The sequence below is a fragment of the Alishewanella tabrizica genome, assembly GCF_014652375.1.
In the GTDB taxonomy this organism is placed as follows: domain Bacteria; phylum Pseudomonadota; class Gammaproteobacteria; order Enterobacterales; family Alteromonadaceae; genus Alishewanella; species Alishewanella tabrizica.
Genome location: NZ_BMYR01000004.1, coordinates 303756 through 316630 on the forward strand (window position 1 = coordinate 303756; position 12875 = coordinate 316630).

Annotated in this window: 10 protein-coding genes; all 10 read right to left on the reverse strand. The window is 43.5% G+C overall.

The annotated features are described in order from the left end of the window. Nucleotides 1–155: 155 nt before the first annotated feature. The gene (locus IE070_RS06725; protein ID WP_189481736.1) at nt 156–380 is read right to left on the reverse strand and encodes a DUF2835 family protein; all 225 of its coding nucleotides are present in this window, start codon (nt 378–380) and stop codon (nt 156–158) included. After that, on the reverse strand, nt 377–2956 hold the full coding sequence (pepN, locus tag IE070_RS06730) for an aminopeptidase N (RefSeq protein ID WP_189481738.1): 2580 nt from the start codon (nt 2954–2956) through the stop codon (nt 377–379). Before pepN ends, IE070_RS06725 begins: the two co-directional genes overlap by 4 nt. Before the next feature lie 94 nt (nt 2957–3050). Continuing rightward, on the reverse strand, nt 3051–4535 hold the full coding sequence (nhaC, locus tag IE070_RS06735; protein ID WP_189481740.1) for a Na+/H+ antiporter NhaC: 1485 nt from the start codon (nt 4533–4535) through the stop codon (nt 3051–3053). Between the two features lie 12 nt (nt 4536–4547). Further along, nucleotides 4548–5954, reverse strand: coding sequence for a sodium-dependent transporter (locus tag IE070_RS06740; protein ID WP_189481742.1), 1407 nt, complete (start codon nt 5952–5954; stop codon nt 4548–4550). A 145-nt stretch (nt 5955–6099) separates the two neighbouring features. After that, nucleotides 6100–8121, reverse strand: coding sequence for a carboxy terminal-processing peptidase (prc, locus tag IE070_RS06745; RefSeq protein ID WP_189481744.1), 2022 nt, complete (start codon nt 8119–8121; stop codon nt 6100–6102). 17 nt (nt 8122–8138) lie between these two features. Further along, complete coding sequence (proQ, locus tag IE070_RS06750) at nt 8139–8876, reverse strand: RNA chaperone ProQ (RefSeq protein WP_189481746.1); 738 nt, start codon at nt 8874–8876, stop codon at nt 8139–8141. A 7-nt stretch (nt 8877–8883) separates the two neighbouring features. Beyond that, nucleotides 8884–9195, reverse strand: a complete 312-nt coding sequence (locus IE070_RS06755) for a hypothetical protein (RefSeq protein ID WP_189481748.1) — start codon at nt 9193–9195, stop codon at nt 8884–8886. Continuing rightward, on the reverse strand, nt 9192–9665 hold the full coding sequence (gene msrC / locus IE070_RS06760; protein ID WP_189481781.1) for a free L-methionine (R)-S-oxide reductase MsrC: 474 nt from the start codon (nt 9663–9665) through the stop codon (nt 9192–9194). Before msrC ends, IE070_RS06755 begins: the two co-directional genes overlap by 4 nt. Nucleotides 9666–9816: 151 nt before the next feature. Continuing rightward, entirely contained in the window at nt 9817–11643 is a 1827-nt protein-coding gene (locus IE070_RS06765; protein ID WP_189481750.1) for a protein kinase domain-containing protein, read from the reverse strand. 177 nt (nt 11644–11820) lie between these two features. Next, nucleotides 11821–12324, reverse strand: a complete 504-nt coding sequence (locus tag IE070_RS06770; RefSeq protein ID WP_229796960.1) for a hypothetical protein — start codon at nt 12322–12324, stop codon at nt 11821–11823. Between the last annotated feature and the right edge of the window lie 551 nt (nt 12325–12875).

Sequence of the window (12875 nt, forward strand, 5' to 3'; positions counted from 1 at the left end):
TGCCATTTTAATGCTTTGTTACTACTCACTAAGCTGCTAACAGTTTAACCTGTCAGGACAGACCAGCAGCACGCCAAGCTAACTTAATGAAATTAAAGGTCAAACCAGCTAATAACGCAAGTTAAAATTTTAATCTTGCGTTTAAAGTATATACTCTAACTAATTTTCTCTAACCGCAAAAAATCTCCATTATCGGTAAGCGTTAAGCGAAATCGCCCTCGAATGCCTAAATGACTAATAAACGGCTGAAAATGCCGCAGCGCCAATTGCACTCGCTCACCACTGTCGGCGGTGACAATGACATACTTCACTTCACCACGATAAAATTGCTGGCATTTTTCAGGTGATAAAAAGCCATTAAAAATATAGCTGCGACTCATGGCAAACTTTTATGAACCTTTTCATAAAGATCGTCAGACAACATAGGCAAACTCGCTAATTCACGTAATAACATGATTAATTGCTGCTGCCGGCCATCGTCATAACGTTGCCAAGACAACAAGGGGGTGATTAAACGTGCAGCGAGCTGTGGGTTTATCGCATCCACTTTCGTTACCACCTCAGCGAGCAAGGCATAGCCCTTACCATCTTTACGATGAAATTGTGGTGCATTGCGCTGTGAAAATGCACCATAAACAGCCCTGACCCGATTAGGGTTTTTCCAACTAAACACAGGATGAGCCGTTAATTTTTCCAACGCGTCAAACACACTGTCGCGCGGATTAGCGGCCACTACATTAAAATACTTGTCCATGACATGCACATTTGCCTCATTACGCTTGGCAAAATCGGCCATTAATTCACCAGCTTGTGCGATATTAGCGTGTTGAGCGGCGTGAAGCGCAGCCAGTATATCCGTCATATTGTTAGCGGCTTGATAGTGCGCGGTTACCCTCTTTGCGCCCTCAGCAGTAAACGCCAAATAGTGTAAACAACGATTTTTTAGCGCACGAAGGCCAACATCCGCTTCAGAATAGTGGTAAGCCGGTGTGGTTAACTGTTGATAACATCCAAGCAGCTCAGGCAGTAATGCTTTGCTCAGTAGCTGGGTGGTTTCTTGTAAGATATTAAGTAACGCATCAACAGGAATAGGCGCATAATGCGCCGCTAAAGTATCAAAATCAGGTAATGTGAGTAGCTCGGCCGTTAATGCCAGATCAGCCAATGGTGTAATTAACCACTGTCGAAAAGCCGTTAGCAATGCCTCTGGTAATACTGGTAAAGCAGATTGCTGCACCGCATCTTTAATAATTTTATGCCAAAACTGTTGCATCGCATCCCAACGGGCAAAACCATTACTGGCGCGACTTGCGATGGCCAGTAACTGCTCAACATCGTAATCCGTACTCAGTTTCACGGGCGCCGAGAAGTCTTCTAACCATACAACCAGTGGCGCCTGAGGCAGATTGTCAAACTGAAATTGCTGCACAGAAGAGTCAAGGATTAACAGATGTTGTTGTGCAGCACTGCCATCATGAAATAACAACTCAATTTTTACCGGAATAACTAATGGCAGTTTCTCTTGTTGATCTGCCGTAGCTGGCGTTTGCTGCGCTAAAGTTAACGTCAATTTGCCCGTTGCGGCATCGAATTGCTCTTTTACGCTCAGCTCTGGTGTGCCTGATTGACTATACCAACGACGAAACGCTTGTAAATCATAGCCTGTGGCATCTTGCATTGCCTGCACAAAATCGTCACACGTAACCGCTTGCCCATCATGTCGTTGTAAATAACACGCTAAACCAGCATTAAATCCTGCTTTGCCCAACAGGGTTTGCAACATGCGGATCACTTCAGCGCCTTTATCATATACTGTCACTGTATAGAAATTATTCATTTCTAACACTTGCTCGGGCCGAATAGGATGCGCCATCGGACTTGCATCTTCAGCAAATTGCGCAGTACGTATTACTTTAACCGCATCAATACGATTTAATGTCGGCGAGCCCATATCGGCACTAAACTCTTGATCACGAAATACCGTTAACCCTTCTTTAAGGCTTAATTGAAACCAATCACGGCACGTTACTCGATTGCCTGTCCAATTATGGAAATATTCATGGCCTATAATCGATTCAATATTAAAATAATCCGTATCAGTGGCAGAGGTATCATCGGCCAGTACAAATTTACTGTTAAATACATTAAGGCCCTTATTCTCCATCGCGCCCATATTGAAGAAATCTACCGCTACAACCATATAACGATCTAAATCGTACGCCAGACCAAAGCGCTGTTCATCCCAACGCATAGCACGTTTCAATGCAGCCATCGCAAAATGGCTTCGTGCCAAAGCGCCCTTTTGCACGAAAAACTCGAGTAACACCTCACGCCCAGTCGACGTTACATACGTATCGTGTAAATGATCAAAATCGCCCGCTACCAGAGCAAATAGATACGAGGGTTTCGGATAAGGATCGTGCCAAACCACCTCAGTACGGCCATCAGGTAAACGGCTTTCACGTACTTTATTACCATTAGAGAGTAAAAACGGTAACTCGTTACGGTTAGCGATTATTGTTGTGGTAAATACCGCCAACACATCGGGCCGATCGGGATAATAGGTAATACGCCGAAAACCTTCGGCCTCGCACTGTGTACAATAGACCCCCTCGGCCAAGTAAAGCCCTTCTAACGCGGTGTTTTGCTCTGGATTAAGCAAGGTAACAATTTCTAACACGCCAGTATCGCCGGGGGCAAAAATCTCTAACGATTCTGCTGTCTGCGCAAACTCTGCAGCCGTTAACACGCGATCATTTAAACGCACGCGTTCTAATTTTAGCTGCTGCCCCTCTAACAGCAAACGCCCAGGTTGCTGGCGTTTAAAAGTTAACGTTGCCGTTACCCGAGTGGCGGTTGCATCCAGTTCAAACACTAAATCCGTATGAGTAATAGAAAAAATCGGTGCTTGATAATCGGCTAAACGTTTTGGTTGGCGCACTTGAGCAGTGGTCATAACAGATTCCTTTACGTCAGATAAACAGCGTGTCAGGTTAAATAACAAAAGCCTGACGTTCATCAGGCTTTATTAGAAAATTGGGCGCGAAAAATTATCGGCCTGTGCTAGCCTGCACCGAGGCGGCTACCGAATCAGGTGGTGTTAATTTCAAAATTTTAATCCCCAAATAAGCATAGATCACGGCTAATATGGGATTTATTAAATTAAAGAAAGCGTACACAGCATAATCAAGTGGGTTCACATTCAGAACCCCATGCATATAGGCGCCACAGGTATTCCACGGGATCAATGGGCTGGTTATAGTACCACCATCTTCTAACGCGCGAGATAAATTAACAGGCGCTAGATTACGACGTTTATATTCTTCTTTGTACATTCGTCCAGGCATTACAATAGACATATACTGATCGGCAGTTAAAATGTTGGTGGCTAAACAAGTGGCCATGGTACTGGTAATCAGTGAACCGGTACTGCGCGCAAAAGCCAGAATCGATTCTACAAATTTGCGCAGTAAACCAATATGTTCTACCACAGCACCAAACATCATTGCCGAAAAAATTAACCAGATGGTATTCAGCATACTGGCCATACCGCCACCGCTTAGCAGACTATCCATATCCTCATTACCTGTGCTGATACTAAAACCGGCAAACAAGGTACTCCATACCAATTTAAAAACAGCTACCGCGGCGGGTAAATTTTTATCGGCGATCTGGTTGATCAAATCGGCCTGAAACAGCACTGCCCATAACCCCCCTAATAAAGCACCAATAAACACGGTGGGGAAAGCAGGGACTTTTTTAATCGCCATTACTAAAAGTACAACCAATGGCACCAACGTCACTACGCTAATATTAAATTGCTGCTTTAAAACCGAACTTATCTCATTAATATGCAGCAAATCAGCACTGACTTGGCTATTAAACCCGATCAGCAAAAATGCCAACAAGGCTAAAATGATACTGGGCACCGTCGTCCATAACATATGTCTAATGTGTTCAAATAAATCAGCACCCGCTACAGCGGGTGCTAGATTGGTCGTCTCGCTTAAAGGTGAAATTTTATCACCAAAATAAGCGCCCGAAACAATGGCCCCTGCTGTAATAGCGGGTGATAAACCCAAGCCAGTAGCCACACCAATTAACGCCACACCTATGGTTGCGGCCGTGGTCCAACTGCTACCAATACTCATAGCAACAATGGCACAGAGTAAACAGCTCGCGGCGTAAAACCAGCTCGGGCTTAATATTTGTAAACCATAGTAAATTAATGTGGGAACGGTACCAGAGAGCAACCACGTGCCAATTAAGGCGCCAACGGCTAATAAAATCAATACTGCGGCTAATGACAATGAGATCCCTTTAACCATTGCCTTTTCAATACTTTGCCAGCTATGGCCATTTTTAAGACCAATGACTACCGCCACAGCCGCGGCTAAAAACAACGCGATCTGATTCGGACCATAAGACGAATCATCTTTGAACAGCACCACTGAGGCCGCAAGCAAGACAATTAACACCACCATCGGTATCAGTGCATCAACTAAACTGGGGGCTTTTACTTCTGAACGAGACATGATGTGCTCCTACTATTCGCCAACAATGGCACTAAACAGATCGAGCACGCCGATCAAATTCAAAAACACCACAATAACCGCCACGGGGGTGATCCAACGGATCGCTAAACGCCAAATGGCGTAAGCACGCTTGCTGGTGGCTAACTCTTCCGTGGTAACCTTTTCAGACATCACCCAGCCAACAAAAATGGCAATAAATAACCCACCAATCGGTAACATAATGGCAGAAGTCAAATAGTCTTTTAATTCAAAGAAACTGCCAATGGGTTTACCAAGGAATGTCCATTCAAAGGTAGCCCACGACGCGCCAGCAAAAGAATAGACTGTAAGTAATCCCAATAGCCACAGTGACAATCCAGTATAAATAGTGGCATTGCGGCGCTTAACACCACGTGTTTCGACCAACCACGCAACAGTAGACTCAATCATCGCAATGGCAGAGGTAAACGCAGCAAACACCAACATCACAAAAAATAACGTGCCAAATAACGTACCAAACGGCATGCTGCCAAAAGCGATAGGTAAGGTAACAAAAATCAAACCCGGACCCTCGCCCGGCTGCAAACCATATCCAAAGACTAATGGGAAAATAGCTAATCCGGCCAATAACGCCACAGCAGTATCACACAGCGCAATTAACATAGAGGTTTTGGCAATAGACACATTGGAAGGCAAATACGCCCCATAAATAATCATGGCACCCGAGGCTAAACTTAAACTAAAAAAGGCATGCCCTAACGCTAACAGCACCCCATTCATGGTTAACTTAGAAAAATCCGGTTTGAACATAAAATCAAATGCTTCAGAGAAAGCGCCGTTTAAACCAGAGTAAATCGCCATAACCAACAGCAAAACAAATAAAGATGGCATCAAATAATTAACGGTTTTTTCTAAGCCTTTGTGTACCCCTTTGCCAACTACATACACCGTAAAAAACAAAATAACCGCAGACCAACTCATTAAGGCGATAGGATTCGCAATAAAACTCGAAAATTGGGCACCGACTTCCGCTGCAGGCATATCCACAAAAGTGCCGCTTGCCGTTTTAAATACGTAATATAACGCCCAGCCTGCAATAACTGCATAAAAAGACAGAATAAGATAACTGGCCGCTAAACCGCTCCAGCCCGCTAATTGCCAACGCGTGCTGGCATTTGCCTCTAAGGCCAAGGTTTTAACGGAATGCCCAGGACTCTGACGGCCCCGGCGACCAATCAATACCTCAGACATCATCACCGGGATACCAATTAATAAAATACAAAACAAATACACTAACACAAAGGCGCCACCGCCATTTTGGCCCATAATATAGGGAAACTTCCAAATATTACCAAGACCAACAGCGGCACCAGTAGCGGCAAGAATGAAGGCTAAACGGCTTGACCAAAAGCCATGGACCGATTGACGAGTTCCCGACATAAGAGACCTTTATAATTATTATGTTGTACTGTGGTTCAGCTGTGGCCGAGCGGAGATCGAACTATGATTAAGATGACCTGCTACGACAACGACAGCAAATTATTTAAAAAAGGCGGTAAATACCGCCTTTTTTATGGTTACCTAGCTACTTTTTCGCTACGCGGTTTAATTGCAACCAATCAACTGTAATATGCGCTGCTTCTTCTAAAAACGGATCCAGTTTCGTTAGCAACTCAGGCGCATCATCGATAGATGTGACTTCAGGTAATCCCAAGCGCTTTAAACGGGCATTCGTGCGTGTTAACGCGAGCGCTTTATCCGCTTCACGCTTCGCAATGCGCTCGGCTTTATTTAACGAAATACTTTTCTCGTCTTTTTGCAGTTGATACTCGGCAATATCGGTTAGTAGATACTGAAACTCAGTTTCCTTGGCAATACGTTGGGCATGTTTCGCCTGTAAAGCAGGTAATTGCTGCGCAATGTCTTGTAACGCTTGATACTGCGCAGGCGCTATAGCATCCCAAGGTAACGCATAATCTTCTTTACTCTCGCCCCATTCAGCTGGATCGATGGCTGAAGGAAAACTAATATCGGGGATCACGCCTTTGTGTTGCGTACTGCCACCATTTATCCGATAAAACTTGGCCATGGTGTACTGCACACTGCCTAATTGCTGCTCAAACATGTCATAAATTCGGCCTATACCACGATGCTGTTGTACCGTACCTTTACCAAAGGTTTGTTCACCAATAATCAGCGCTCTGCCATAATCCTGTAACGCCGCAGCAAAAATTTCTGACGCCGATGCACTATAACGATCCACTAATACCGTCAGCGGGCCATCATAAAAGGAGACGCCATCGTTATCGCCATTTAACCCAATTCGACCATCGCCTGAGCGGATCTGTACAACTGGGCCGCTGTCAATAAATAAGCCAGTAAGTAACGTGGCTTCTTGTAAAGAGCCGCCACCATTACCACGCAAATCAATGATTAAGGCCTCAATTTTTTGCTCATTAGCGTCTGCCAGCAATTTTTTAACGTCTTCTGACAGGTTATTGTAAAACCCTGGAATATTAATCACGCCAACTTTGTTTTCTAACACGCCTAGTTTGGGTTCAACAATTTCAAACTTGGCTGCGCGATCTTCTAATCTGATTTTATCACGAACAATTTCAACAACCTGTGTTTGGCTATTTACATCGCTACCGCCCAACACTTGCAAACGAACAGTACTGCCTTTGGGGCCTTTAATCAGATCAACCACATCATCTAAGCGCCATCCCACCACGTCGACAAATTCTTTGGCATCTTGCGCTACACCCACAATCCGATCTTTCGGTTTTAATTTTTGCGTTAAATCAGCAGGGCCACCTGGAACTAAGCTTTGAATCACCGTGTAATCTTCGTCGGCACGTAAGACTGCACCAATGCCTTCAAGCTGTAAATTCATCTCTTGCTGAAAACGCTCAGCGTTGCGTGGTGACAAATACGAAGTATGTGCCTCTACCGCACGACCAAAAGAATTCATCAATACCTGAAATACATCTTCGCTTTCGGTTTGAATCAAGCGTTTTTGCGTATTGCGATAACGCTTTAACAAGATTTCTTTCGCTTCTTCTTGCGTTTTGCCCGTTAATTTTAAATTCAAAATATCGAACTTAACGCGCTGACGCCATAACTCATCTAACGCTTGTTGATCTTCTGGCCACGCAGCGTCTTCACGATCGTAAACATACTGATCGGCCACCTCAAAGTCATACTCTTTTTCAAGTAAACTAATGGCAAAATTAAAACGCTCGAAACGACGTTGTTGCGCAACGTTAAACATGTCAAACGCAAAATCTAAATTGCCGCGGTTAATACCATCATCAAAACGAAAACGGTATTCTTCAAATTTTGCGATATCAGCCGCCAATAAGTGATTGCGGCTAAAATCTAAATTTTTCAAATACAAATCAAAAATTCGCCCTGACAACTCATCATTAAGCTGTACCGGCAAGTAATGTGAGCGCGTAAACGTAGCCGCAACCCGTTTACTGGCCGTCGCATGCTGAGGTGATTGGCTAACCACCGGCAAAGCGCCTATGTCAGGTTGCGAAACGGTTTCAGCAGTAACACTTAACGCTAAAAATATACCAACAGCTATCAGGGAAAATTTCTTCATAACACTCTCAATATTCGTCAGGCCTGATACAGGCTATCCTGACGTGTTTTGATGACCATACCAGACCCCAATTGCACTGTCACATCAGGAAGGCTAACTTCTTGAATCGTGGCAGGCATCGGCGTTTGACCTAATTTCACCAACACCTTGTTACCCACCGCCAACATTGCGGGTTCTAACGTTAGTAAGGCAGGCGCAACCGTTGCAATGGTTTCTTTGGCGGCAGGAACAACCGCCTTAGGCGCAGCTTTTACAGGTTTAGAACCCTTTACCAACGTTTTGTTCGGTCTTTTTTTATCACTGGGTGCTACGGGTGCCTTAACAGGCTGCTTTGCACGTTGCTCTTGCATACGCGCTTTACGTTTCTCTGCTGCCTTTTGCTTACTCTCAGCCAATAGTTTGGCTGCATGTTCAGCTTGTTGCGCATCGATCACTTCAGCAGGCTGCCCATCTATATCTACGCGGCTAACCCCTTCTTTGGTTGCATCTAAATAGCGCCAACTTGATGTATACACCCTTAACGCTTGGCGCAATTGTGTCTTGCTGATTTGACTGTCATCACCTAAACGTTGGGCAATATCTTGAAAGATACCCACTTTTAGCGGCTTAATATGCTCATCTTGGGCAAAACACAGGGGATATTGGCTAACTAAAAAGGCTAAAACCTCCTTCACATTAGCAGGTTTTGCAGTTTCCGTAGTAGGTAAAACTGGTGTATCAATGGTTTCAGCCGTTTCAGCAATCGAAATTGTCATTCAGGGTTCACTCTTCTTCGTCGTCTTCAGCAGGCATGTCTGTCATGCCTTCATCAATTTGTTGTTGAATATAGGTTATTGCCCAACCGATTAACTCGTCTTCATCTACATCTACTAATACCGTATCTCCACGCAGTTGATCCCAGATTTGCGGCATTAAAAAACTGATTTCTTTCGAGGTTAAATTATCAGGTAAGGCATCCCAAACAACATGGATAATGGTATTTAATTTGTCGGCAACCAGTTCTTCTTCACCGTCCCAGTCGCCTACATCAGACACCTGCAGTAAATAATCTTGTACCGATAACAAATCTTTCATTGGCTTAAAACCAAGTGTTTCTCAAACAATGCAACTAATTGCGCTAAACCCGCTTCATCTTCATCATCAAACCGATCAAGTATCGGGCTATCAATGTCCAGTACCGCAATAACCTCATCGTTATAACGGATTGGCAAAACAATTTCTGAATTACTGGCTGCATCGCAAGCAATATGGCCAGGGAATTCATGCACATCGGCAACCCGTTGGATAAGCCCTGTAGCAACACAGGTGCCACAAACGCCCTTGCCCACTGGAATGCGCACACACGCTACTTGGCCTTGGAATGGACCCAGCACCAATTCTCCAGCGCGCATGATATAAAAACCAGCCCAATTAAGATCAGGTAAAGTATTAAAGAGTAAGGCACTAAAATTTGCCATATTGGCAATCATATCGGTTTCATGCTCGAACAAGGCGCGGCCTTGTTCAAGTAACAAACGGTAAGTGGCGTTTTTCTCGCTAGACATGGTATCAATCAAATTAAAAGTTATCACAAAGACCCTACATTACTTGTTTTACGTGGCAATTTAAACCTTTTTTAGCGTAAAGCAATGCCTGCCTATCGCAGCCATCACCAGAAACAATGGGTTTGCTGTTAAATTAAGCAAGTTAGCTTGTTTACACCTTAAAACGCATCGGATTAGCCGGATAAAGAAATTGTGGCGCTTGCGCCTGTTGGCTAAATTTTCGGGTATCTTTGTACGGTAGTTTCATAAAGCCACCCACGCCTTCACCGCAAATTAAGGGCACCTTTGTCAAAATACTGCGTAATAAAAAGGCAAATTGCTCCTCAGCAGTGGGATCCAACAAGCGGTAATAGCTATGGATTTTCATATAAAGCGGTGTTACTTCAAAAATAATACAGCCGGTGTGCCGAATTAGATTAAGTTTAGCAATATCATCCATAATGGCATCGGGTAGTACTAATTGCTCATCAGGATCTTTACCATCTTCAAAATAGGAGTGTTGTTTACTGGCATCTTCTTCACTGACTACCGGGGCTAATTGATAGGGAATGTGACTTTCCAACGGCACCACAAACGGCACATCTTCACTGTCGCGACTGATGTGCAAGGTATTTCTCGCATTAAACAAACACGCTTTAAATGTCCCCACTTTGCTGATCGCTCGCGCCAGTGTAACCACATTGTTCACCGCCAACGCAAAGGCACGTTGTAGCTCGGTATCATACAAATTTAAACTTGAATCTATATACACGCCCTGAGCTTGCCAATGGATCGCTAAGCCCCCAACAACCGGATAACGTGCCAATCGGCTAACCGCAGCAATAAAAGCTTTTTCTGTTTCGCCCATCCCCTCAAGATAGTTTTTGTAGTAACGTTCTAACTGCACATCATCGACATACGCAATATCCATCTCTTCGTTATGTTCACGTAGAAATGATTTTCGAGACGAATACACCACAGTGTCTAACTCGCGCTTTTCAGGACTCACCCACACCGGTAACTGGGGCAAATCATTAAATAACGTGAGCTCAGGTAACACTAAGCGTTTTATACGCGACATATGCTGTAAAAAGTAATCCCCTGCCTGATGACGCAATGTCAAATCATCCGACAGCATACTATCAAGCAAAGTGGCAAACTCTAAAGGCAAACCTAAACTTCTGGCAGGTATCGCCTTGCGGCCAAATCGACAAGGCTGGCCTGAGGCGAGCGCATACAGGGTACTGGCTACACCTTGCTCATCAAAGCGTGGACTCGATAAATGCCCAGCACGCTGCTCGGGGCCAATAAAGTAAATATCTCCCATGCGCGCATTAGAATGCTGCAGATCAGACGACATTAATTGCATCACATTGTTAGATAAATAATGTCCATCCTGATCAAGCTGCGCAAACACCGACGAACCCCAATCAATAAGACTAATTTTCCCAGTCGCATCATCAAACACTAAATTTGAAGGTTTGATATCACCATGCACAATAGGCATGGCGACGCCGTCTTTACGATAATGGCGTAAATGCCATAACAACTCTGCCAATTGCGCTGCGATATCAATCAATAACTTTACCGATAACCGACCATGGCGCAAACTGTATTGCTCAAGATCAATACCGGGCGCCCGCCCCATCATCAAGATCCCTTGTTTTTTGATCACTTGATACGTTACATAAGGCGGCACGGCCGAATGCTGTACTTGCGACAACATAAAGGCTTCGTCAGCTAATCGTTCTTGAATATGCTGTGGTAAATTGATCCGAGAAAACTTAAAGACATAACATTGCTCATCTATGCCATATCCCGCAAAAGCGAAACCATAAGCACCCTTGCCTATCAAACTGATGTCGTGATAACCCAACTTTTGCAATTCGTCGATACACAGTGCTACCCAATCTTTAAGCTTCTTGGCATCATTAGTGTTCAATAAATATATCGATTGCTCTTCAGGAATATAAAAATTTCTGAGATTACGCTCTTGCATCGAGACTCCAGCAAACACGACGTAATGTGTGTCGTTAATTTATGTGGTAATTCGGCACTATCATTTAGAACTAGCATTTCAAACTAGCATTTCGAACTAGCATTTCGGAACTAGCATAGTAAGCATTAATAATAATGGGGCTTTTATCTAGTGGAAAGGTAATCTTCTCGCATAAATTCAGAATGGTACATCATAAGATATCGATCTAAGCTGACAATTTTTACTGTCTAACCCAATAAATAGTCCAAACCCAGTATCAGAACTTAACCCGCCACTCCCGCCACTAAAGTACAGACCGAAAAATACCCCCTTTAAGGCATCGCCATTAAAATGGACCGTTCTTCGTTTAAACTGGCTATGTTGAAGATAAAACTGACGATCTTGCTTGAAATCAAGATGGGGGTTGATAGCATGTAACATTTGAGCAAATTGAGCATAGGCTTCTCCCTCTTGCTCCACCAACTCAATTATTTGAGCGAATGTCAAATCAGACATAGCCTGTTTCATTTCAACGGTACAGGGTTGAGGGTAAAGCACCTTGCTAAAAAATGTTACCAAAAATAATACAAAATACCTCAAAGCCCCTCCTTTACCTGATAAGTGACTCAAAAGGAACTGAATAGTGACGGTCACATATTGAACTTTAAAATAATTTAAAATTGCAGCAATAAGTAGCGCCAATACAAATATAACTGCGTAATCCTTTTGAGAATTTCATGGTTTTTCAGGTTAGATAATGATGAGTTACTGTTTGCATAACAAGCCAGCAAAGGACCTCATTGTCATGACATGTATCCATCTAGCTAAAAATGTATATATTACGTTAATTAATTAGCACTTATAGAGGTCAATTTCAAGAAAAATTTATTTTTTGACGGTTTTTTATTATTGCCTTGCTCATATTTAGATTTCCAATCAACATCCCCAATATTTTACTTATACAATCCAGAAAGATTGATTTTTCGTCAAACCGCTATTGTTCCTCTCCAGTTTCAACCTCAATTTTAAAGAGCAACCTTTTATACCTAGTTAACGATCACCTTAACTACTGGCCCTAAGGATTCTAGTTCTCGAAATTCACTATCTCCAACGACTCGTCCGGTAACTACCAGAGATTTCAAACCAGCTATTCGCGCAATAGACTTAAGCAAGGGCGCCGAGATATGTGCATATTTTCACGCATGGCGATCACTCTATAACATTCAAGCCGATCAGTTAATAACATCCATGCC

Coding starts and splice junctions, on each gene's coding strand:
- IE070_RS06725 (WP_189481736.1), bottom strand. CDS start 380: ATGAGTCGCAGCTATATTTTTAATGGCTTTTTATCACCTGAAAAATGC.
- pepN (WP_189481738.1), bottom strand. CDS start 2,956: ATGACCACTGCTCAAGTGCGCCAACCAAAACGTTTAGCCGATTATCAA.
- nhaC (WP_189481740.1), bottom strand. CDS start 4,535: ATGTCTCGTTCAGAAGTAAAAGCCCCCAGTTTAGTTGATGCACTGATA.
- IE070_RS06740 (WP_189481742.1), bottom strand. CDS start 5,954: ATGTCGGGAACTCGTCAATCGGTCCATGGCTTTTGGTCAAGCCGTTTA.
- prc (WP_189481744.1), bottom strand. CDS start 8,121: ATGAAGAAATTTTCCCTGATAGCTGTTGGTATATTTTTAGCGTTAAGT.
- proQ (WP_189481746.1), bottom strand. CDS start 8,876: ATGACAATTTCGATTGCTGAAACGGCTGAAACCATTGATACACCAGTT.
- IE070_RS06755 (WP_189481748.1), bottom strand. CDS start 9,195: ATGAAAGATTTGTTATCGGTACAAGATTATTTACTGCAGGTGTCTGAT.
- msrC (WP_189481781.1), bottom strand. CDS start 9,665: ATGTCTAGCGAGAAAAACGCCACTTACCGTTTGTTACTTGAACAAGGC.
- IE070_RS06765 (WP_189481750.1), bottom strand. CDS start 11,643: ATGCAAGAGCGTAATCTCAGAAATTTTTATATTCCTGAAGAGCAATCG.